The 22,466-nt window shown below is 54.5% G+C and carries 15 protein-coding genes and 1 pseudogene; 7 read left to right on the plus strand and 9 right to left on the minus strand.

The window, feature by feature from the left end:
• Nucleotides 1-46: 46 nt before the first annotated feature.
• The 9 genes and pseudogenes from ACFPMF_RS17740 to rsmA form a co-directional block, all read right to left on the minus strand.
• A pseudogene (locus ACFPMF_RS17740) lies at nucleotides 47-184 on the minus strand (DUF2237 family protein); the annotation flags it as partial.
• 171 nt (nucleotides 185-355) lie between these two features.
• Nucleotides 356-1,198 carry an endonuclease/exonuclease/phosphatase family protein gene (locus tag ACFPMF_RS17745; RefSeq protein WP_379847739.1) on the minus strand — a complete coding sequence of 281 codons (843 nt, stop codon included), beginning with the start codon at nucleotides 1,196-1,198 and terminating at the stop codon, nucleotides 356-358.
• A gap of 119 nt (nucleotides 1,199-1,317) precedes the next feature.
• Nucleotides 1,318-3,090, minus strand: a complete 1,773-nt coding sequence (locus ACFPMF_RS17750; RefSeq protein ID WP_379847742.1) for a RagB/SusD family nutrient uptake outer membrane protein — start codon at nucleotides 3,088-3,090, stop codon at nucleotides 1,318-1,320.
• Between the two features lie 19 nt (nucleotides 3,091-3,109).
• On the minus strand, nucleotides 3,110-6,730 hold the full coding sequence (locus ACFPMF_RS17755; protein WP_379847745.1) for a SusC/RagA family TonB-linked outer membrane protein: 3,621 nt from the start codon (nucleotides 6,728-6,730) through the stop codon (nucleotides 3,110-3,112).
• A gap of 17 nt (nucleotides 6,731-6,747) precedes the next feature.
• Entirely contained in the window at nucleotides 6,748-7,749 is a 1,002-nt protein-coding gene (locus ACFPMF_RS17760; RefSeq protein ID WP_379847748.1) for a FecR domain-containing protein, read from the minus strand.
• Between the two features lie 46 nt (nucleotides 7,750-7,795).
• Nucleotides 7,796-8,467 (minus strand): RNA polymerase sigma-70 factor, encoded by a 672-nt coding sequence (locus ACFPMF_RS17765; protein ID WP_379847752.1) that lies wholly within the window; start codon nucleotides 8,465-8,467, stop codon nucleotides 7,796-7,798.
• A gap of 345 nt (nucleotides 8,468-8,812) precedes the next feature.
• Nucleotides 8,813-9,265, minus strand: a complete 453-nt coding sequence (gene dtd, locus ACFPMF_RS17770) for a D-aminoacyl-tRNA deacylase (protein ID WP_379847755.1) — start codon at nucleotides 9,263-9,265, stop codon at nucleotides 8,813-8,815.
• 131 nt (nucleotides 9,266-9,396) lie between these two features.
• A complete protein-coding gene (gene mgtE, locus ACFPMF_RS17775; protein ID WP_379847759.1) occupies nucleotides 9,397-10,749 on the minus strand; it encodes a magnesium transporter in 1,353 nt (450 codons plus the stop codon).
• Nucleotides 10,750-10,926: 177 nt separating this feature from the next.
• Nucleotides 10,927-11,775 (minus strand): 16S rRNA (adenine(1518)-N(6)/adenine(1519)-N(6))-dimethyltransferase RsmA, encoded by an 849-nt coding sequence (gene rsmA, locus ACFPMF_RS17780; protein WP_379847761.1) that lies wholly within the window; start codon nucleotides 11,773-11,775, stop codon nucleotides 10,927-10,929.
• A gap of 112 nt (nucleotides 11,776-11,887) precedes the next feature.
• Here rsmA and ACFPMF_RS17785 point away from each other — a divergent pair, with 112 nt between their 5' ends.
• The 7 genes from ACFPMF_RS17785 to ACFPMF_RS17815 all read left to right on the plus strand — a co-directional run bounded on the left by ACFPMF_RS17785 (nucleotide 11,888) and on the right by ACFPMF_RS17815 (nucleotide 22,348).
• A complete protein-coding gene (locus tag ACFPMF_RS17785) occupies nucleotides 11,888-12,514 on the plus strand; it encodes a hypothetical protein (protein ID WP_379847764.1) in 627 nt (208 codons plus the stop codon).
• 14 nt (nucleotides 12,515-12,528) lie between these two features.
• Nucleotides 12,529-13,863, plus strand: a complete 1,335-nt coding sequence (locus tag ACFPMF_RS17790) for a hypothetical protein (protein ID WP_379847767.1) — start codon at nucleotides 12,529-12,531, stop codon at nucleotides 13,861-13,863.
• 43 nt (nucleotides 13,864-13,906) lie between these two features.
• Nucleotides 13,907-14,281 carry a hypothetical protein gene (locus tag ACFPMF_RS17795; RefSeq protein ID WP_379847770.1) on the plus strand — a complete coding sequence of 125 codons (375 nt, stop codon included), beginning with the start codon at nucleotides 13,907-13,909 and terminating at the stop codon, nucleotides 14,279-14,281.
• Nucleotides 14,282-14,373: 92 nt separating this feature from the next.
• Nucleotides 14,374-15,870, plus strand: coding sequence for an FtsZ/tubulin family protein (locus tag ACFPMF_RS17800; protein WP_379847773.1), 1,497 nt, complete (start codon nucleotides 14,374-14,376; stop codon nucleotides 15,868-15,870).
• 108 nt (nucleotides 15,871-15,978) lie between these two features.
• On the plus strand, nucleotides 15,979-19,554 hold the full coding sequence (locus tag ACFPMF_RS17805) for a hypothetical protein (RefSeq protein ID WP_379847776.1): 3,576 nt from the start codon (nucleotides 15,979-15,981) through the stop codon (nucleotides 19,552-19,554).
• A gap of 25 nt (nucleotides 19,555-19,579) precedes the next feature.
• Nucleotides 19,580-20,851, plus strand: a complete 1,272-nt coding sequence (locus ACFPMF_RS17810) for a hypothetical protein (RefSeq protein ID WP_379847779.1) — start codon at nucleotides 19,580-19,582, stop codon at nucleotides 20,849-20,851.
• Nucleotides 20,852-20,968: 117 nt separating this feature from the next.
• On the plus strand, nucleotides 20,969-22,348 hold the full coding sequence (locus ACFPMF_RS17815) for a WG repeat-containing protein (RefSeq protein WP_379847781.1): 1,380 nt from the start codon (nucleotides 20,969-20,971) through the stop codon (nucleotides 22,346-22,348).
• Nucleotides 22,349-22,466: the final 118 nt, after the last annotated feature.

The following is a 22,466-nucleotide window of genomic DNA, read 5'->3' on the forward strand; positions in this document are numbered from 1 at the left end:
CAGGGCGTTAGGTGAAATTATGCCCTATGGAGCAATGGCTATGGCCTTAGGGGGCGAAAACCGGCGGGGCAACGCCCGCTTCGTAGGCTTCGCGCCAGCGCCGGACGTGCAGACACCAACGGTCGCCGGGTTTCAAACCGGGAAAGCGTAGTTCCGGGCGGGGTGTGATCCGGTTGTTCCCCCGTCTGCGCGAGTATTACCCAACAATTTTTGGCGTTTTCGCGCAGACGGGGAAAAACCCGGTTTTTGTTATCGGTCCGGCAAAACCGGTATTGGGGCCATGCAGCCTCTTTCCAGGGATTGCCGTAGACGTTTAGTTCTGCTGTAAAAAGGGGCAGAATGTTCTGCCCCCAGGTTAGCGGATAACGGCTTTGATCACAACCGGCTGGTGGTCCGATGGATACCGCCGGTCTTTGGCGTCGGTCAAAACGCCGTATTTCAGTACATCGATGCCTTTTTTGACGAAAACATAATCGATCCGTTCTGTCATCGGAGCATCGTGTTTGAACGCGTTGAAGGTGCCAACGGGGCCGTAGGGCGGTTGGGCGGTTGCCTTATACGAATCGCTCAGGAGTGTTTCGATGGTTTTGACCTGCTCCGTATCGGGTGTTGAGTTCAGGTCGCCAACCAGAATTACCGGGGCATCTTTCGCGATTTCCTTGATTTTCTGCACCATCAGGTTTCCCGATTGCCGACGGGCTTCCACGCCCTGGTGGTCGAAGTGAACGCTGAAGAAGTAAAATTTCTTTTTGGTCTTCAAATCCTGGAAGTGCGCCCAGGAGCAGATGCGGTTGCAGCAGGTGGCATCCCAGCCTTTACCCGGTTTGTCGGGTGTTTCGCTCAACCAGAAGTCGCCGGACTGCAGCACTTTGAAGCGGTCCTTTTTGTAGAAAATGGCTGAGTGCTCACCCGCCTGTTTGCCGTCGTCGCGGCCCGCGCCCAGAAACGCAAATTCGTTCAGTTCGGCAATGTCTTCCAACTGACCGCGAAAGCCTTCCTGCGTACCGAACAGGTCGAACTCATGGTAACGGATCAGAGCTTTGACGTTTTCCTTGCGGTTGGGCCAGGCGTTGATGCCGTCGTTTTTGGTGTTCATCCGCAGATTATAGGTGGCAATGTTGATGGGAGCGTCTTTCTGGGAAAAGGCTTCCTGGGTCATTAAAAGGGTGGTCAGCAGCAGTACGAGGGTTAGCTTCATGTGATTGTAGTTGAATTAAACTGGTATCGCAGAGTTAAGCGGAGGCCATCAGAGGTTAGCAGAGGCTCCGCTTAACTCCTTTTCCTCCGCTTATCTCTGCGAAATAACGCTTTTACTTATTACCAGCCCGGATTCTGACCGATGGCCGGGTTCAGCAGCCGATCGTTTTCGGGGATGGGGTAGAGGTAATATTTTTCATTCCACTTCCGTGGGATATTGCTCAACCAGGTCAGTTCGCCCGACGTATCGTTCGACAGCCGCTGCGGGTTCGGAACGCCGTTGACGGTTTCGGCCACGTTGATGTACGTGACGCCCGCCAGTTGCGTCGCCGGTCTAACCTTGTAGAATACTACGTCGTTTTTGCCGTCTTCGTTCAGGTCCAGTGGGGTGTCGAGGGCCGGTACGTAAAAACCGTTCCAGACCTGCTCCATCAGCTCCCCGCGTTTCCAGCGAATCAGGTCCGGAAACCGGAAGCCTTCCAGGGCCAGTTCGATGCCACGTTCGCGCCGGATTTCGAGCAGTGCCGGGTCCGAAATGCCGGGGAAATAGTTGGCCTGTAGGTACGGGTCAACGGTTGCCGGTTTGGCCGTCAGCCCGCCCGTGATGCCGGCCCGTTTCCGTAGCGCTCCGACGGTTTTGACCCAGTCGGCATCCGTAAAGGTACCAAGTTCCGCCTTGGCTTCCGCATAGTTCAGCAAAATTTCGGCGTAACGCATGATCGAAATGGAGTTGTCGTTACGCGTACCACCATCGAAATAGGTGTCATCCAGCGACCATTTGATCGGCATATACCCCGTGTAGGTGTACGAGAAAACCGGCGGGCCGGGTTCGACTGCGCCCCCGTTGACCCGGGTATAGCCCGGGGTCCGGATGGTTTGCGCAAGCCGCCGGTCGCGTCCTTTGACCTCCTCCATGAACGTCAGGGTTTTGTAATTCGGCTTACTCGTAAACGGCGTTCCGTCGAGGTTCAGGTAGGTGTTGACAAACGTACGGGTCAGGCTGACGCGGGCACCGTAAGTCGCGCTGGTCCACCACCAGTTGGCATCGTTGAAAACACTCAGGGCCGGATCGACTACCGCCGACAGCATGATTTCGTTCGTCACCGGGGTTTTGTTGATGAACAGTTGCCGGTACGATTTATCGGTGCCACCCGCTTCGTTCAGCGTAAAACCGCCTTCTTTCATCACCGCTTCGGCCGCCGTGACGGCTTCGTTCAGCCACTGCTGGGCGGTGCCTTCGAGCTTGTACGACGTCTGGTATTTCCGGAACGTTCCTTCAAACAGACACACCCGCGACTTGAAACCGTTTGCCACGTGCTTCGTAATGAGCGTACGGGAGTTGTCGGACGTGGTCCGGATGTTCTGCGTGGCATAGTTCAGGTCGGCCAGGACCGAATCCATCACCATCGCGCGCGGATCACGGCCTTTGTACAGATCCTGGTCGGTTACCCCCATCGCCTTGTTGATCCAGGGAACATCGCCAAACCGTTTTACTTTATCGAAATAAAACCAGGCGCGGAAAAACCGGGCCAGCCCGATGTAGTGCCGCCGAACCTCCACCGGAATGGCCGGATTGGTGGCATTTTCGATGAAATAGTTGATGTTCCGCAGGGCCGTCCACGACCAGCCGGAGCTTTGACGGGGGCCATACGCACCGTCCCGAATGAAATCCGGCACCTGCGTCCGGGCCGAAAAATCGGCCATTTCGTCGCTCCGGATGATGTCGTTGGCGGAAGGTAAGTTATCATAAAACGAGTTGGCGTAGAGTTCCAGCCCCTTCTCGCTGCTGAAAACCGCATTTTTGGAAGCGGTCGATTCCGGCACCTGCTCGAGTTCGCTACACCCCGCGAAAACCAGGCCCGCCAGTAATAATCCTATGTGTTGTACTTTCATGATGTTGCTGATTGTGAGATTAAAAAGTAACGGACAGACCCATCGTGAAGCTCTGCAGAATCGGATAATTGTGTCCGTTTCCGCTGGTACCACTGGTTAGCACCCTGTCGGATTCCGTAGCGCTTTCCACATCCAGATCCGTCGTCCGTTTGTACAGTGCAGACCAGGTCCAGATGTTTTCCGCCGACACAAACACCCGGGCGCTGGTCATGCCCGCTTTGCTGATCAGAAGTTTGGGCAGGTTATACCCCAGTTGAATGTTCTTCAGCCGGAGGTAGGCCAGGCTTTGCAGGTACCTGGTCTGCGCCTGCGCCAGTTCACCCGCGCTGTTTTGGGCTACGTAGCCGCGGTAGCGGGGCAGGTAGGCATTCGGATTGTCTTCCGACCAGATGTTATCGAGGTGCCAGGTGGGCAGGCGGTTATACGGACGGTTGTACTGGCCCCAGAACGTGCCGGCTTCGGCACCCGGCCACCAGTCCTGTTTGCCCACACCCTGGAAGAAGGCCGAGAAGAAGAAGTTATTCCAGTCGGCGTTCAGCATGATTCCGTAGGTGTACCGGGGCGTCGAGTTCCCGATAATGGTGCGATCGCCCGGTTTGTCAACCGTGTTGTCGCCCGGATCGATCACGCCGTCGCCGTTGATGTCCCGAAACTTGATGTCGCCCGGCAGCAACTGGTTGGTGTTCGACGCTTTGAACAGGGTTTGTTTGGCCGAATTCTTGATGTCATCGGCCGAGGTAAAGAAGCCTTCGGTGGTGTAACCCCAGATTTCGCCCACGGTCTGACCGGCGTAATAGTCGCTCAGCCGTCGGTTCGGGTTGTTGTACTTGTCGATGCGGGCCTTGTAGTCCGCCATCGTCAGGCGCACTTCGTACCCGAACGGTTTACCGCCCACGTTGGCTTTGTCCCGCCAGGACATCACCGCTTCCCAGCCCTTGGTGGTCAGGTCGGCGTAGTTTCCTTTCGGTACATCGGTTCCGAATACGGCGGGCAGCGTCATCCCGACCGTAAACATATCGGTCGTTTTCCGGATGTAAGCATCGGCGTTCAGCGTCAGGCGGTTATTCAGCATGCCGAGGTCCAGCCCAAGGTCGGAGGTGGTCGACGTCTCCCAGGTCAGCCCGTCAGGAATTACGCTCGGCTGACCGGTTTTCTGCGGCCGCACACCATTCAGGATCCGGCCGGACTGCGAAATCGAGAATTTCTCCTGGAAGGCGTACGAATCGATCGTACCGTTGCCCAACGATCCGTACGAACCCCGGATTTTCAGTTCGCTGATGAACTTCGGTGACACTTTCCAGAAGGGTTCGTTCGTCACGCGCCAGCCCGCCGAAACCGAGGGGAAGAACGCATACCGCTGGCCCGACGGGAATTTGGACGAACCATCATAGCGCCCGTTTATTTCGAGCAGATACCGGTCTTTGAAACCGTAGTTCAGCCGGTAAAAACCGCCCACAATCGCCCAGGTTTCGCGGCCGCCACCCGTGGTAATGGCCTGGCCCAGCGCCAGGTTGATGTCGTCGGCATCTTCGTAAATCAGACCGTTCCGAACCACTTCCAGCCGGCGGTAATTCGAGGTTTCGTAGTTGTAGCCACCCAGCACTTTGACGTAGTGGTTCTCGTTGATTTTAGGCTCGTACTCGGCGTACAGGTTCGTGGCCGTATACAGCGTTTCGCGGTAAATGTTCTGGAGGTCGTTGGTGTTGGTTCCCACGTACTCGATCACGCCCGGTTTGCGGCTGTAGGGCACCGGCACCCGCGTCCGGTATTCGTTGTTGTCGGTGGTCTGGAAGGTGAAGTTCCCTTTCACCCGGAACTGATCGTTGAAAAAGCTGGTCGCAAAGTCGGCCGTGTTCCGGAAAACCCGCTTGTCCATATCGATGCCGTTTTTGCCGTACCAGAAGTCGCCAACCGTGTAAGCGGCTGAATACGAAAGGGTTCCGTCCGGGTTGAACATGGGCGACATATTATGGCCTTCGTCCGAAATGTTCCGCCAGATGCTGCCGCCTTCCCCGACGTTCAGCGGATTGTGGTATTTCATGGAGGAATAGTCGGCGTTGTTCGACACCTTCAGCCACGGAAACACCTGGACCGAACCTTTGGCCCGCAAGCTCAGGATGTTATAATCGTCCGAGTTGTAGCGGAACAAACCGTTCTGGTTGTAATACCGCCCGGTTACGTAAAAATCCGCCTTCCCGCTGCTGCCGGATACCGACAGGTTGTGCTCGGTGGCGCTGGTGTTGTTCTTGTACAGTTCTTTGTACCAGTCGGTATTGTGGTAATACACGTACTCACCCGTTGTCGGATCGACTTCCGTGCGGGGCAGGCTCGGGTCGTTGTTCCGGCGCTCGAGTTCGGCCAGGTACGCCGGCGAAAACCGTACGGTTTTGTTTACGTTCTGGGGCGTCTGTGAATAATCGTTCCAGGCCGACCAACCTTCGTTGAACATCTTGGCAAACACGTAACCGTTGGTCACAAAATCCGGGACTGTGGTCGGGCTTTTGATCGAATGGTTCAGCGAATACGTCACGCTCGTCCGGTCTTTCGTGGGGCTTTTGGTGGTAATCAACACCACACCAAAGGCACCCCGGGCGCCGTAGATGGCGGCAGAAGCAGCATCTTTCAGGACCGAAACCGAGGCTACGTCGTTGGGATTCAACCGGCTTGGATCACCTTCCACGCCATCAATCAGCACCAGCGCACTCCCGCCCTGACCGATGGAGGTGGTGCCCCGGATGTTGTAGGCGGGTGACTGAATCGGTTTTCCGTCGCCCATTTTCAGGTTCAGGTTCGGAATTGTTCCCTGCAATCCCTGCGTCAGGTTCGGCAGCGAGCGGTTGTCGAGCACTTCGCTCGTCACCTGATCAACGGCACCGGTCAGGTTGACCTTTTTCTGCGTACCGTAACCAACCACCACAATTTCGCTCAGGGTTTTGGTGTCCGGTTTCAGGGAAACGTTCAGGGTGGTGCGGTTTCCGACTACCACTTCCTGGGATTCGTACCCCACAAAACTAAACACCACCACGGCATCCGTGGCCGGAACCACCAGTCGGTAAGATCCGTCGGCGTCCGTCGTCGTTCCTTTCTGTGAGCCTTTTATCACCACGCTGACCCCGGGCAGCGCTTCCCCTTTTTCGCCATCGGTCACGCGTCCTTCGATGGAAACATCGGCCGGGGCTACTTTTGCAACGGCGGCAATCGTTGGGTTCGGGGCGGTTCCGGCATGTTCAACGAGTTGACCGAACGGCAGCGAAGGCTGAATCAGGCCCGATTCTTCCCGGGGCCGGGCGGTTTCTTTTTCGACCCGGTCGCTGGTAATGATAAAGGTATTTTTGCGGGTCTTCCGGAAGTGTAATCCGCTGCCTTTCAGGAGAGTATTTAGATTTTTTTCGGCCGAATAATTCCAGTTCAGGCTATTGATCGGAGCGGTTTTTCCCGCCATGAGTTTGTCTTCAAAGACAATCTCGATCTGGTAATGCTGTTGCAGATCGAGCAGCGCATTCTTGAGCTGCATCGGCATGGTCCGGTCCGAGCTCGGTTGCTTTTGTTTCGCAAAGGCCAGCGTCTGGCTGTAGCCCGGAACCAGACAGCTGGTCAGGAGCAGCGCCAGGAGGCATGCGTTTCGTACGGGTTTTTTCATGGAAATTGGATAAAGAATCAGTTAGTAGTCAGTAAAATCACGTCGCCGTTCGGTTCGGCTTTGAGGTTAAAAACTTCGGATAGCGTTTCGAGCAGCTCATCCGCGTTTTTGGCTTTGAAGTTGCCCGAGATGGTGCGTCGGGCCAGGGAGTCGTTGGTAATTCCGATTTTAGTACCAAAATACTCGCGGAGCAGGTAACAGATTTCCCAGAGCGACGTACCGTTAAAGACGAAAAGGTGTTCTTTCGAACCCGCTTCGGTGGTGGTCGAATTCAACGGGCGGAGTTCAATTTTGCCCTGCTGGTTGACCGTCAGGAGTTCGCCGGGCTTCATCATCAACTGGCGTTTCTGGGCTCCATCGGCGTAGTCGACCCGGATTTTGCCCCGGTTGAGAACCACGTTTGTCCCGCGCTGGCGGGCATAAACCGTAAATTCGGTACCCAGCACTTCGACCTGAAACTGGTCGGAGGTTTTGACAATAAAGCGCTGGTTATCGGGCTTGTGCGTGATGTCAAACGTGGCTTCGCCGGTGAGCAGCACCTCGCGGGTGGGGCCATAAAAACCAAACCGGGGAACCTGCAACTTCGAACTGGCATTCAGGGAAACCCGGCTGCCATCGTCGAGTGTCATGGTCAGATGCTGACCGGCCAGCGTTTGGTACGTCCGGTAGAGAAGGTTGGTTCGGAGCGGGCTTAACCCAATGCCCAGCACCAGCAGCACGACGGCAGCGGTCAGCATACCGAAAAACGGAAAGAGCGGTTTGGGCGCGGGCGCCGGTTCGTCGGATTCGGCCGGAGCGGGGGCGTCGATCTGGTTGATGCGGTGGCTGAGTTTCTCGAAAGCCGTTTCGGCATCCGGACCATACTGCAGCGACTGGGTTTCCCATTCGAGGAGCCATTCGTGGAAGGTTGGAATATGGGCCGGATTTTTCAGCCATTCTTCCACGGTTTGGCGTTCGATCGGATTGACCTGCCCAGACAGATACCGAAACAAGATCTGCTTTGCCAAGGGGTGCTTCATCTTCTGTTAACGTTTGTGGACCAGACTCGGAGAATGCCTATTCTCCTTAGTTGGGCAGAAAAAAAGACAGCATAACAAGGAGCAACTGCCACTCTCCGCGTAGCGACTGGCGAAGGTGCCGGAGCGCTTTGGACATGTGGACTTCGACCGTGCGGGCCGAGATTTGCAGTTCCTGGGCGATCTCGTCGTACTTTTTGTTCTCAAACCGGCTTAGCAGAAAAACCCGGCGGCATTGCGTTGGCAACTGCCCGATGGCGTCGTTAACGGCCAGAAACAGGTTATTGAAATGTACCTCGGCGTCGGGCTGGAGATGCGGGTTGGTCAGCAGCGTTTCGGTTGTGTTGTCGAGTGAGTCGGTTTTGCCGAACTCTTTGCGCAGGTACGTATAAGCCTCGTTCCGAACCGCCGTGAACAGGTAGCTGATATACGAAGAATGGACTTTCCGAAAAGCTTCGGTGCGGTAAAACTGGTAGAAAACTTCACTCACCAGGTCCTCGGCGATTTGTTTGGAATACACAAACCGGACCGCATGACTGCATAGAGGTGTGTAATATTGTCGGAAAAGCAACTCAAAACCTTTTCGGGGCTCGCTCTCGAAGGTCTTTCGCAGGAAGGTTTCGCTATCGTAAACCGTTGGCGTTGCTGATTCCTCCGGCTCGGCATGAAGCACCGGTCGGTCGGTTAACGGTAACGGATAGCGATGAATAGAGTTGGTCATTGAGCTAATCAAAAGTAAAACAAATCAAAGACTTTGTTACACTATTTTACCCTTAGTGTCTTTTTGAATTTTTTTGAAAAAAAATATAAACTGGCCTTTTTGAGGTCGTTAGGGTCCCCGTTCCATTCGGTGCCGAATGGAAATAATGAACTATTGGTATAGTTGACTGGGAAATACTGACAAAAAAGTGGGTGGCAGTCGTCAGCAGTAGGCCTGTGCGGGTTGTAGGAATGAGGACGCGAAGAAAAAGAATTTCCGGTTTTTCCGGGTGGTGAAATTCATTAAGAAATCATGATTTTAAGCGATAAAAAATCAAATGAATTTAATGGAATCCGGTTGGGGCTGTCAGATGCGGTTTTGGGAATCGATGAGGATGGTAACCGGGCCGTCGTTGATCAGGGCAACTTTCATGTCGGCGCCAAACTCCCCGGTTTCGACGGGTTTGCCGAGGTCGGCGGAAAGTTGCTGAATCATCTGTTCGTAGAGGGGGATGGCCACTTCGGGCCGGGCGGCTTCGATGAACGAGGGGCGGTTTCCTTTCTTCGTGCTGGCGTGCAGCGTAAACTGACTGATGAGCAGGATCGAACCCCCGACGGTTTTCAGGTCGAGGTTCATTTTCCCTTCGGCATCGCCAAAAATCCGCATCCCGACAATCTTCTTGCTCAACCACTCCAGGTCGTCGCGGGTGTCGGTATGGGTAATGCCCAGCAAAATGAGAAAACCGGTCCCGATCCGGCCTTTCACCTGGCCTTCAATGGTAACGGATGCTTCGGAAACGCGTTGAATGACAGCAATCACAATTAGTGTACGGTTTATGGTATACGGTTTTCGGTTTACGGTAGGGGCGTTGGTTGCTGGTCGGCGATGGCTGGTGCGGTAGTCCCGGCAGGAACCGCACCGTATACCGTAAACCGGACACCGTAAACCGGTTAAATACTCAATAATAAACTGGCAATCAGGAAGTAAACGCCGATGCCGATCAGGTCGTTGACGGTGGTAATGAACGGGCCGGACGCGATGGCCGGATTAATACCAAACCGGTTGAGGGCGATGGGGGTAATGGTGCCCATCAGGGACGCCAGCATGACCACCGCCAGCAGCGCCAGCGACACCACCGGCACCAGCCGGGGTTCGCCGATGAGCAGGCAGTAGGAGCCCGCCAGCGAACCGATAATCAGGCCGTTGATCAGTGCAACCAGCACCATTTTGGCCAGCCGCTGGCCGACGGTCGCACTCAGGCCGGATTTTTCGGCCAGACTCTGCACAATCAGCGACGCGGTCTGAATGCCGACGTTACCGCCCGTTGAACCGATGATGGGAATGAAAGCCGCCAGTGCCGCAATTTTGCTCAACTGGCTGTTGAACGTATTGATGACGGTGGCCGCCAGCAGGCTCCCGACGGCTCCGGCAATCAGCCAGGGCAAACGGGCACCAACGAGTTTCCAGACCGTATCATCTTCTTCTTCCACATCACCGGTAATACCGGTGATGGCCTGAATATCCAATTCGGCCTGTTCGGTGATCACGTCAACGACGTCGTCGATGGTAATTTGACCCAGAAGCCGCCCCTGAACATTGACGACCGGCACGGCCTCGAGGTCATACCGCTGCATGACGTCGGCCACGTCCTGCACCGGTCGGTAGGTTTCCACAAAGATGACATCCTCTTCATAAATGTCGGCAATTTTAGCGTTTTTGCGCGCCAGCACGATTTTCTTCAGGGAGACCCGTCCCACCAGTTTGTCGCCATCATCAATGACATAAACCGAATAGACATTTTCCACATTTTCAGCCTGCTGCCGGATTTCTTCGATGCACTGATTGACGGTCAGGTTGAGGTTGACTTTGATGAGTTCCTTCTGCATCAACCCACCGGCTACGTCTTCGTCGTAATGCAGCAGGTCGAGGATAAACCGGGCCTGTTCGCGGTTGGCCAGCAGCGCAATGACTTCTTCGCGGGTCTGGATGGGTTGCTCGTTCAGCAAATCAACGGCGTCGTCGGAATCCATCTCATCGACGTAATGTGCCAGTTCGGCCGAGGTGAAGCTTTGGAGGAACTCCTGCCGGTCAATGACTTCCAGGTTGGCCAGGATTTCGGCCCCTACTTTTTTGTCGAGCAGCGCCAGCAGATACCGCGCCGATTCGGTATCCAGTTCGTAGAGGATTCCGGAAATATCCGCCGGATACAGCTCCTCCATCTCTGCCCGCAGGGTGGTATCGTCCTGCGCATCGATGGCCGTCTGAATGTGCTCTACGTATTCTTTGGTTAGCTCGAAAGTCATGTACTGGATGGTCTGGATGGAGTAGATGCTGGATGGATTAGATGCTGGATAGCCTGGATGTTGGATAGACTGGATACTGGATAGTAGATACTGGATGCTGGATATTTCTATTCATCCAGTATCTAAAACTATCTAGCATCCAGCATCCGAACCATCCAGCATCTAAAACCATCCAGCCTATCCCTCTTTCATTATTAGCAATGTGAGTTCAACAAATTCCGCTACGCCGAGTTGTTCGGCGCGTTTGTCCAGCAGGGGGTGCGACAACATCGCTTCCGGCGGGTTTAAGGGCTTCAGGGCATTTCGGAGCGTTTTCCGGCGGTTGTTGAAGCCCTGTTTGACCACCTGTTTAAATTTCTTTTCGTCGCAGGGCAGCGCGACTACGTTGTTTCGGCGGAGGCTGATCACCCCCGACTGCACGTTGGGTGGGGGCGAAAACACGTGGGCGTCAACCGTAAATTCGTAGCGAATGTCGTAGTAAGCCTGTAATAAAACGCTTAGAATACCGTAATCCTTGTTGCCCGGCGGGGAAGCAATTCGCTGGGCAACCTCCCGTTGCAGCATGCACACCACTTCCGGCACCTGCTGGCGGTGTTCTAATACGTTAAATAAAATCTGGGACGAAATGTTATACGGAAAGTTACCGATAATGGCAAAAGGCTCCAAAAACCGGGTCGATAAGTCCATTTTCAGGAAATCCCCTTCCAGAATGCGGCCGTGTAAAGCCGGGAAATGGGTATTCAGATAAACGATGGATTCGGTGTCGATCTCAACGACGTACGTGGTGTACGGCAGGTTGTCTTTCAGCAGGTATTGCGTCAGGACACCCATGCCCGGGCCTATTTCCAGCACGGTTTTGTAATTAGTATGGCCGGTCAGCAGGCTGGCAATGCGTTCGGCAATGCTGAGATCTTTCAGAAAATGCTGACCCAGGTGTTTTTTGGCACGAACGGCCTCCTTCTGATCGGTTTTCGTCCGATCCGGGTGGGTTCGCTTTGAAGATTTTCCGTAGGAACGCGCAGGCATATCACGATAATTTGGAGTTCACAAAGGTACACCGACCGACCGTATAAAATTCATGGCATTTGCGGGGAGATTGGTTAATTTTACGGCTTTCGGGTCAATACATCATTTATTCATGCAGAGGGGCGTTATTCATTACGATGAGCTGACCGAATGCGGGCTGTTTAAAGACGCCAGCGGCCAGATTCATCTGTTCCGAAAGGGCGATCCGGCATTTCAGCACCTCTGGGCGTATGACGTCCCCGAAAAAACAGTAGCCACAGCCGGGCTGCCGGGTGCCATCCGGCCCGGTTTGGGGTCGGCGATGGTACTGGAAAAACCGCCGATAACAGGTCCAGCCCGGGTCGGGTCACCTGCTACCCCGGCAAATCGGGTCGGTTTTCTGAACTGGGCGGGCATGGCGTTGTCGGGGCTGGCCTTGCTGCTGCTGATCAACATCGGGGGGGAGCCGCGCAAGGATGGCATCGGTACTAACCCCAAACTGATCGAATCGCTCTGGGCCGTGGCCGCTGGCGGTTTGTTACTGGTTGAGCTGATTTATTTCAGCGTGGGCGCGGCCCGGTGGCGAATACGTACGAATTACTGGAGTATTGTCGTTTGTACAGTGTTTGCCAGTCTCTTGATGAAAGGCTGTGATCATTATCAGGCCGATAAAGTAGCGGATGTCTATACCATTGTATTAGCCATTTTACTGCTGGTTGTTTATCTTCTACCCAAGCAGAAAAATGATCAAAAGCCTTAAGAATCCCTATATTGATGCGGGAACTATCCGGCCGGGAACCGGATTTCAAACCAACTAGATACGACGTGCACAAACGAATCAATCAGTCATCCTGTCGGGCCTGGGGCCTGGTTTTCCTGGTGCTTGTCCTGTTCGTTCAGGGCTGTGGACGGAAAGAAAAAAAAACCGAGAAACAACCCGAGACGAAACCCGCCGGTATCAGTAACATCCTGTTTTTCCTGGAAACCTCGGCCAGCATGGGCGGTTATCTGAAGGGAGAAACCAATTTTAAAGTGGCTGTTTCCGAGATTGTTACGAAACTGAACCAGGTCGCCCCGGTCGAAGTCTGGACCATTGCCGGCAAACCGCAACCGGTGGTCGGTGGGTACAACCAGTTTGTGGTTAACCTGGCGACCACGCCCCTGGCGACCGAGCGGAGTTCGGAACTGCACAAGATTTTTAAACAGGTGGGGGAGAAGGCCAAAGGCAATACCGTTACCTTACTGGTGTCGGACTGTATTCTGTCGTTCCCGGATGCTGACATCAAACAGAACCCGGAAATCAACCGCCAGAATGCCGAGAGCGTTCTGAAAAGCCAGATCAACGACCAGTTTGCCGCCTTGAAAAAACAGGGGGTGAGTGCGTCGGTCTGGGCCTACAGCTCCGGTTTCAACGGGACGTATTACGATTACCAGAACAACAAACACAAGCTGGCGGGCGAATCCCGGCCGTTCTATATCTGGGTGATTGGCAAGCAGGAACTCGTGGCCGATCTGAACCAGAAAATGAACGAGCTGCTGATTACCAAACCGGCCAAGCAACTTGATTTTGGGGCCAGCGGGGCGCTGAAACAGTTCGATCTGTTTTTCTCGCTCAACAAAAAAGGCAGCTGGCGCGCCGAGAAAGCGGGCCTTACGGAACTCTCCGTCAAACCCGCAGCCCCGGCCGAATTCGCGGTGGGCGTCAACCTGAGCGGTTTGCCCGCCTACGCGCAGGCCGAAGAGTATATCCGGAAAAATGCCGTCCTGACCACCCCGAGCGCCACCGTCAAGCTGGTGAACGTGCAGCAAAAAGAGAAAGTGTCGACCGAGCGGCTGAAAGAGCGGGAACTGAAACTACTCAACCAGAATACCCACGTACTGACGTTCCGAGTCGAAAATCTGTACGACGAAAAAACCGGGCTGACCATTAAACTTCCGGTGCGGTTCGACGACTGGTACGCCAACGGCTGGTCGACGATGGACGACCGCACGCCCGCGAGCCGGTTTAACAAGACCTTTGCGCTGGTGCACCTGATGAACGGGGTCAAAGAAGCCTACCAGTCTTCAACCAACGATTTTCTGGTCCTGAATCTTAACCTGGAGAAATAAGCGAATTTCTCAACCCAATACGCAAATACTAACCGTCACCCTCATGTTTGTAACGCTCTATGAACTCTGGCTGGGCCAGAACAATGATCCCATCTACGCCGACGAAATCTTTACACCCGTCGGGTTCATGACCCTCTTATTTTCAGCCCTTTTAGCGGCCGTGTTTTACCTCCTTCTGGGCCGCTGGAAGTCGGTTTTTTACCGCACGTCGCACTGGATCATTACCCTGGTGGTTGCCGGTATTTTTGGGTATGGTTACGCACTTTGGTATGCACTGGACGCAACCGATGCCGAAAATACGGATAGCTATATGCAGGGGTTTGGCGGGTTAAACTTATTCTACGCGCTAATTTACTTCTTCGTTTTTTCGTTACTCCTGAAGCGGTTTTCCATTTTTGCAAAACGAACTCCCTTCTGAACCCGGATTCCACTGATTAACGGGATGGATAGCGAATCTTCTCAGTTCATCCTTTCATCTGCGAAATCCCGGTTCAAGACGTTTTTAGCTCTATGAAACTATTTCTTTTCGGTATTGGCGGAACGGGTGCCCGCGTACTGCGCTCGCTGACTATGCTGCTGGCCGCTGGTGCAAAAACGCCCGCCGACCTGACGATTATTCCGATTCTGCTCGATATGGACATGCAGAACGGCGATACGGAACGGGCCCTGCGGGAAGTCGAACTCTACCGCGCTATTCGCCGGGTCGCTTATAAAGACACCGCAGCCAGCCAGGGTACTCAAACCGAACGACGAACGTTTTTTGCGACGCCCCTGCAACCGCTTGGAACGCTCCAGGCCGAAAATGCGCAGGAAAAAATTGGCGATTCGGTGCTGCCCAAATTAACCGATCACGAAGGGACCTTCGAAGAATTTCTGAGCGTCAGCAATATGGACGATATCGATCGGGAGTTGTTGAAGCTGCTCTACGACAATTCGGCCAAACCGACCAGCGCGGAACTGAAACTGAACCTGTCGGTCGGTTTCAAAGGCAACCCAAACATCGGCTCGGTGGTTTTCAACGCCCTGGAAGATTCGGCAGTGTATAAATACTTTACCGGGGCCTTCAACGACCAGACCGACCGGATTTTTGTGATCAGTTCCATTTTCGGCGGAACGGGGTCGGCCGGTTTTCCGCAACTGATCAAATTGCTGCAACACCCGAGTCAGAAAATCCAGATTCGCAACGCGAAGAAGGGGGCCGTAACGGTGATGCCGTATTTTGCGCTGGAAGAAAACAACCAGAGTGCCATCGATCAAAACCGGTTTTTATCGAAGACCAAGGCGGCTTTGTCGTACTACCAGACGCAGGTCAATCTGGATGCGCTCTATTACATCGGCGACCGGCCCGGCAGCAAACTGTATCCCAACGTGGAGGGCGGGGCCAAACAGACGAACAACGCCCACGTCGTTGAGATGCTGGCAGCCGCGTCCATTCTGGATTTTGCCAACAAATCCGAGGGCGAGTTCAGTGATGCCAAACGGTATTTCGAGTACGGCCTGAAGCGCAACGACCGGACACTGGATTTGCCGCATTTCCACGATCAGACCTACAACGGCTTGTTCGAGCCGCTCATCCGGTTTGCGTACGCGACAAAATTCTTCACTGATTTTGTGCCGGGGAATCTCGGCGAAGCGTTTGCCAAGAACCTGTCCCTGTCGCAAAACCTGCGGACGAATACGTTTTACACCTCGCTGGAAAACTTCATGACGTACCATTTCAAGGTCTGGCTGAGCGAAATGGCCCAGAACGACCGGGCGTTTTATCCGTTCGAAATGCAACTGGATTTCAACGCAATGGTACGCTCGAAGCGGATTGAAACCGGGTTCTTCGACAAGGGCATCAGCGAAAAATTCCTCCGCGATCAGGCCGGGAAAATCGAAAACTCGTTGCAGGCCCCGTTCCCGCAGCCGGAAATGCGGTTTATGCAACTGCTGATTGATGTGGCCGAAAAATGCCGCGAAAAACTCGGGCCGCTCAACCGGCAACTTTCCGACGCTGCTGTGTAAATGCTATGTTGTTTCGCGGAGCTAAGCGGAGTTTTTTGAGGTAAGCAGAGGCTCCGTTGAACTCTAAAGAACTCCGCTTAGCTCCGCGAAATAGTTTAATTTAAAGATATGCCACATATTCTCAGAATTGATAACGACCCCAACGTCAGCCAGCAGAACCACCAGGACTGGACCGGTTCGCATACGGGCCTGACGGGCAACCGTATTGAACACATTCCCGACACGCTTTCGGGCGCGGCTGGTGGAGCCTCCGGAGCTGCGGCCAAGGCCGGAACCTCGATTCCGTCGCCGTTTGCGCGGTTGTATCTGTTCGATACGGCGTTTCGGATGGTCAAAAACAACCAGTTGCCGCGCGAACTGTCGCTGTACCACGTGCTGGTGTCGCACGCCCTCGACATGCTGGAACTCCTGTTTCAGGCTGGTAACAGCGCCGACCTGACCTACCGGGTCTGGAACCGGGCCGAGCGGCTGGATGCATTACGGAAAAAGGCGAGTGCGTCGGGCATGACCCGGCACGCCCACCAGATTCTGGCAAAAGCGCTGGATCTGGATTTTCGAAACGAACTTGGTACGCTCCAACAGTTTACGCTGATTTATTACAAGGGTGCTTTGCTCGGCGGAACATCGCCCCTGTCGCTGGTGTTCACCTCACCGAACTGGGAGCAGGAGCGCCAGAATAAATTCATCGACCCGCCGAAAAGCACGACGGGCCGGACGTTGTTCCAGAACGAATACGTGCCATTGCAGGACCGCGACACGGCTTTTGTGACCTACCTGCGCCGGTTGTACGACCAGTACAAGGATTACCTGCCCCCGAAAGGCGGTTTTTCCGAGTTTCTGTACAAAGCGTTTTTCGACAATACCGTTCAATTGCCGGTGGAAGCGAACACCACGCTGGCCAATTTTGAACCCATTCAGATTGGGGGAGAGGGCAATTCGACCCTACAGGTGTTGCCGGGCCTTATGTTGTATAAAGTGCGCGAAAACGACGTCCTGGACGATATTGAGGAGAACAGCGATTTCGTGATGCAGCCCACGGTGTCGTACTACCAGCAGGAAAGCCGCAACGGAGCACCTACGAACGTGCGGAAACCGCTGGCGCTGGCGTCGCGGATGGACGTGGCCGGGAGGTACGTTAAAAATACGAACTGGAATCCGCAGACGGTCATCCTGCGGTCGCTGCTGAACAACCTCAGCGAAGGCGGTTTGCTGGCCGAACGGTATTTGCCGGGGGTCGATAACGTGCGCTATCCGTTCCTGACCACCGACGATTTTCTGGAGGATTTCCTGATTCAGGTGCCGTTCAAGGTCAACAACAAGCGGTTTTTTACCGGCACCATTGGCGAGTGTGAATTTCTGCTGCCAATTCGGAAAGAGTATTTCAATTTCTTCCGGATCGAGGATTTGCAACGGCAATTTGTGTTCTCGGCGGAACACCGCGGAACCGACAAAATCATCACGGCTACGCTCCGCATCCCGATTCGGAACAACCGAACGATCGAATTCCGGAAAGAATACAACCTGGCGCGGTCGGAAACCGTCGTCGATTTTCGGGCTGGTCTGGCGTTTTTTCCCTTCTACCGCGTGACGGTGCCGGATTTGCAGCACCTGAACCAGTACCACATCCTGCTGGCCGACGTCAGCGATCCGACGATTGGCTTCCGTGCGGCCAATTCCGTGCAGTTTTACGAACTCCCGAACATCATTGCCGGAAAACCGCTCAACGTACCGACGCCCGAAGCACGTTCGCCGAAAGTCGATCCGCTGCCCGCGTCGTATTTCTATAAGGTTCCCCAGGCGTTTGACGTGCTGGAAATCCGGCTGGAGCGCAGCGGCATTCCGTACCGGGGGCTGGTGTTGCCGCTGTTTACGACCATTGCCGAAAAGGGCTACAAAAACTTTACGTTTGCCATCGATTTCGGAACCTCCAACACGCACATCGCCTATACCGATGCCGCGATGGGCGATGTGGAGCCGAAAGCCCTGACGGTGAGCGATGCGGTCACGAACCTGGACAAGGACGAGTTGCAGATGGTCACGCTGAATAAGCCGTATGAAGGCTACGAAGCCACGACCATGTACGATAAATACCGCCTTCCGGCCAGTTACGGAAGTCTGGTGTCGCTGGATGCGCTGATCCGACGCGAGTTTGTACCGGCTATTATCGGGAAGGAGTATGGCTCTCCCTTTACCTTCCCACTGCGGACGACGGTGTACGAGAAAAGCGGTTTTACCAATAGCGACAACAACCTGTTTTCAAAGGTCAACCTGGGTTTCAACATTGATCTGGAAGAAGGCAGTACGGGCGTCAACCACTATGTTACAAACCTGAAGTGGCTGTTTGAGAACCAGCCGGCCGATACCCTAAACCGACCCCGGGTGCGGGCATTCTTCGAAACGTTGTTGTTACTGATTCGGAATAAAGTGGTTCTGAATCAGGGTAATGTGCAACAGACGGCCGTTGCCTGGCTGGCTCCGTCGAGCATGCGGGCCATGACGGAAGATAACCTCGTCGGGGAGTGGGAGCAGGCGTTCCGGAATGTGTTTGGAACGACCAGTAACTTCCGGGCGAAACCGGTTCCGGAATCGCTGGCTCCGTATTTTTACCTCGTCAAAAATGGCGTCAAGTCGTTTGCCGATACGGTCAACGTGGATATTGGGGGCGGAACCGCCGACATCATGCTGTTCATGAAACAGCAGGGCCGTTACCTGAATACGTCATTCCGGTTTGCCGGGTACGATATCTGGGGCGGTGGGCTGGACGAACAGGGCCATCCGTCGCACCGGAAAGACAACGGTTTTGTCAAAAACTACCTGGCCTACCGCCGGACCCTCAATCAGTCGCCCGCGCGGGAGGATTCCATTCTGGATACGTTCCTGAACAAACCGGAATTGACGGCGGAGGACATTATCAGTTTGCTCTTTAAGTACGATAGTCACTTCAAGTTTACGCAGTCGATTCAGGACGGAAAACCGGCCTTGCGGATTGTGCTGTATTTGCACTATAGCGCGATTGTCTACCACCTGGTTCAACTGCTGGAGTCGCATAACCTGGCGTTGCCGCGCTACCTGACGTTTACGGGTCGGGGAAGCCAGTACCTGGCCATGCTCGGATCACGTTCGCGGCTGATTCAGTTTACGAAGATGCTGTTCAAGGCGTATTCCAGCCAGCCGATTCCACCGGATTTTGAAGTGATTCTGTCCGATAACCCGAAGGAAACGACGGCCAACGGAGCGGTGTTGTACGAAAATGCCGGGGGCGAAAAAGCGCAGTACGAAAACCGGGAAACGACCTGCTACTGGGGGAACGCGCCCGAACCGACCGAAGAAGGACAGGAGCCGAAGTTTACGTTTGAATACCGCCGGACGAAAATCGGGGAAGTGAGCCCGCAACGGGAGTTTCACCATTCGGTCTTGCATAACATGCAGCGGTTTCTGGAACTGACGTTGCTCGACCGGGACATTGCGTACTTCCTGAGTGAATACAACATTCAGACGCCGGAACGGTACCTCGACTACCTCGTGGGCACCGATATTACGCGGGGAGGACGGCTTTACGACAGTTATATGCTGGCCCGGATGGGTTTTGAACAACGACCGAACGATGCGCTGGGCGAAACCTACTTTTTCCTGCCGCTCAAACACGCGCTCTACGAACTGTCGAAACACATTGCCGAATCGTAACCTTTCAATCACCAACGCACGGAAGATGAGTCAAACTACCCGCTGGATTGTGTTGCTGGGCGTGTTGCTGCTGAACCAGGCAGGTTTCGCCCAACCGGATGCCGAATACCGGAGAAAACTTGATCAGGCTGCTTTTCAGATGATTAAGGCCACCGTTGAGTTTCTGGCGACGGATAAACAAACGTTTCCGGAAGTACAGACGGCCCAATGCAATTGTGATTCGTACGAGAGCCTGAAGGCGTTTATTGAACAGAACAAGCTGGTGGGCGCCGACAAGCTGGTCGATGATGCGAAGCGGAAGGCAGCCCACAGCATTGCCCAAATCAATCAACCCGGAACCGCCCTGAACGAGGTGAAGGAGTACCTGATTCAGAAGGTGGCTCAGGGCGACAAGGCCATTCGGCAGACGCTGCCAACGTATGCGGCTTTTGAAACCAGCCTGAATACCATCATCAGCCGTAGTTTGGATGGTGAAACGGCCGCTGCGCCCTTGCCACCGACGCCCGCAGCCACAACGGATGCGGTGCCGGCCGATACGGCAGCGACCACCGAAATAACCCCAACTACCCCAACCAACTCTCAAAAAAACTGGATTTCTATGGATGGATTTGCGCTTTTTTTATCAATCCTGAGCCTCGCCGGGGTCGCTTTTCTGGCTTATATCGTGGTAAAGGCCCAAAAACCGCAACAGTCGGCCCGCGATGTGCAGTTCGATTCACAACTGGCCAAGCTGGCGGACCGGATCAGTAAACTGGAGATTCGCAAAAACCAGCCCAATGAAAACTTTCAGTTGAATGCCCGGCTGGACGCGCTGGAACGGGCGGTTCGGCACCTGGAACAAAACCGCGCCGAAAAACCGGTGGCTCCCGCGGCCCGCGTTCCGCTAGAAGTGGTAACGCCGGTACAGGAGCCACCGACCGAACCCGAAGCGCCGGCGCGTCCGGCCAACCGGTTTCGGTCCCAACCCGAAACACCCGCCAAACCGACGGCTTTCTACGCGCGCACGGCGGATCTCGGCGACGGATTCAGTGCCCGCGGACTGCTGCTAACGCCCGAGCGGGACACGGTTTTTGATGTGACCCTGCAGAGCGACACGCAGGCAACCTACCAGGTGTCTGAAAATCCGGATGCCCAGCGACTGGCGTTGAGCGATCCCTATTCCTACCTCAACGACGCCTGCGAATACCTGACCCAGCCCAGTCCGACCAGCCGTATCCGGACGGAGCAAGCCGGTCACCTGACGCTGCAGGGGGATAAATGGAAAATTACCGAGAAAGCAAAAATTAGATTTATTTAGTAATTTACTACCCAGTCCGGATTAATTTGGGATTAGACCAGGAGGAAATGATAAGATTTGATAGTCAATTAATTAATGACCGGTCTATGAGACACCAACTACGGATTTGCTGGTAACATGACGCTGGAAGAATTACGGGACCGGATAAAGAATGAAGTCGTTTTGCACGAAGGGGAACTGGCCGACTGGCAATGGCGCCAGAAAGGGCTGGTTGCCGAAGCCAGTGAACTGGGGATCACGGATTTTACGCGGTTAGTCAATGATATTAGCCGGCAGGTCAACCGGGATTTCGGGAAAATTCTGGACCTGAAAAAGAAGATTGTCACCGTTGCGCTGCAACGCCAGCATAAGTTAACAGCCGCCGACATGACGCAATTCGTCATGGAAGCCGAGCGGGTGCAGTTGTCGCGGACGTTTGTGGTGGACCAGTGGATACCGGCTATTCTGGAAGCCCTGCCCGCGTCCGTCGAACCGGAGCCGGTGCTGTTACCGGAGAATCCGCCCAGCGTGGTTTCGGCGGGCACCGCCCCTCCGCCCCCTAACCCGTCGGAACCGGCACCGTCCACCGATAAAGTGGAGTCGGTCCGGAAAAAAATCAAAAGCATTCTCGATGACTACGACAAACACATTCAGGCGCAAAGTCTGAACTTTCTGTTTAAGGCCGTCGACTACGACGAAGCGGCTCTGGCGGAGGAGATCCGGCGTTATCTATCGGAACACTATTACGCGTCGGTGCATCCGCCCCGTGGCACGACCCTCAAGGAAAAGCTGATTTCGACCGACTGGCGACACCTGAGCTGGTGGGAAAAAGACCAGTCTAAACCCGCCGACTCCGTGAAAACGCCGGTGGGTTACACCACGTCCACCACGCTGAATGCGGGAGGGACGCCCCATCGTCCGCCCGCTATGCCCTTGCCGGTTTCTGAAAAACCGCCGGGCCACGTACCACCCGCCGTTCAACCGACAGAACCGCCCAAAAAAAGCGGGTTGTCGGATGTTGCGCTGATTCTGCTGGCGGTTTTGTCGGCACTGATATTGATCTGGGTGGTCTTGCGGCTGACCCGCGGAACGGAAGAAGAGGAAGCGGTGCCGAAACCGCCTAAAAGCAGCAAGAATCAGAGTCTTGATCCCGGGAGAAAAGGGAAACCTGCGAAACCGCCCAAAACCGGATTAGGGGGTAAAAAAAAACTTTTACCGGAAGAGGAGCGCCCCGAATCGGCGAGTAGTACGGATAAAACAGGGAAGAATCGGCCGGGCCGGGCGGGCGAAATCAGAACCGTTGATTTTGATGAGGTCGATAATACCGTTGGCGAATTCGGGTTACGTCCCGCGCGAAAAGGCGGCTGGTGGGGCTTCGTCGATGAGTCGAATACCTGGGTCATTGAGCCACAGTTTGAGCTGGCAACGCCCTTCAACAATGGCAAAGCCAGCGTCGAGCTGGACGGAAATCAATTTTTTATTGATCGGTATGGAAAACGGATACGGGAGGGTAACTAGTTTATTTACAGGGAAATAGTGTAAGTGTTATTATCCGTTGCCAAGCAAAAAAAAGTAAATAATTGCTCTAAAGTACTGCAGGAATAAACAGACATAGCCACGCAAGGTTATTCGATTG

It is taken from the genome of Larkinella bovis, from assembly GCF_042655385.1.
In the GTDB taxonomy this organism is placed as follows: Bacteria; Bacteroidota; Bacteroidia; order Cytophagales; family Spirosomataceae; genus Larkinella; species Larkinella bovis.

What these genes read in the sequence shown, in the direction of transcription:
- ACFPMF_RS17795 (WP_379847770.1), top strand. Translation starts at nt 13,907, where the DNA reads ATGTTTGTAACGCTCTATGAACTCTGGCTGGGCCAGAACAATGATCCC.
- ACFPMF_RS17790 (WP_379847767.1), top strand. Translation starts at nt 12,529, where the DNA reads ATGCGGGAACTATCCGGCCGGGAACCGGATTTCAAACCAACTAGATAC.
- mgtE (WP_379847759.1), bottom strand. Translation starts at nt 10,749, where the DNA reads ATGACTTTCGAGCTAACCAAAGAATACGTAGAGCACATTCAGACGGCC.
- ACFPMF_RS17810 (WP_379847779.1), top strand. Translation starts at nt 19,580, where the DNA reads ATGAGTCAAACTACCCGCTGGATTGTGTTGCTGGGCGTGTTGCTGCTG.
- ACFPMF_RS17755 (WP_379847745.1), bottom strand. Translation starts at nt 6,730, where the DNA reads ATGAAAAAACCCGTACGAAACGCATGCCTCCTGGCGCTGCTCCTGACC.
- ACFPMF_RS17800 (WP_379847773.1), top strand. Translation starts at nt 14,374, where the DNA reads ATGAAACTATTTCTTTTCGGTATTGGCGGAACGGGTGCCCGCGTACTG.
- ACFPMF_RS17805 (WP_379847776.1), top strand. Translation starts at nt 15,979, where the DNA reads ATGCCACATATTCTCAGAATTGATAACGACCCCAACGTCAGCCAGCAG.
- ACFPMF_RS17760 (WP_379847748.1), bottom strand. Translation starts at nt 7,749, where the DNA reads ATGAAGCACCCCTTGGCAAAGCAGATCTTGTTTCGGTATCTGTCTGGG.
- rsmA (WP_379847761.1), bottom strand. Translation starts at nt 11,775, where the DNA reads ATGCCTGCGCGTTCCTACGGAAAATCTTCAAAGCGAACCCACCCGGAT.
- ACFPMF_RS17785 (WP_379847764.1), top strand. Translation starts at nt 11,888, where the DNA reads ATGCAGAGGGGCGTTATTCATTACGATGAGCTGACCGAATGCGGGCTG.
- ACFPMF_RS17765 (WP_379847752.1), bottom strand. Translation starts at nt 8,467, where the DNA reads ATGACCAACTCTATTCATCGCTATCCGTTACCGTTAACCGACCGACCG.
- ACFPMF_RS17750 (WP_379847742.1), bottom strand. Translation starts at nt 3,090, where the DNA reads ATGAAAGTACAACACATAGGATTATTACTGGCGGGCCTGGTTTTCGCG.
- ACFPMF_RS17815 (WP_379847781.1), top strand. Translation starts at nt 20,969, where the DNA reads ATGACGCTGGAAGAATTACGGGACCGGATAAAGAATGAAGTCGTTTTG.
- ACFPMF_RS17745 (WP_379847739.1), bottom strand. Translation starts at nt 1,198, where the DNA reads ATGAAGCTAACCCTCGTACTGCTGCTGACCACCCTTTTAATGACCCAG.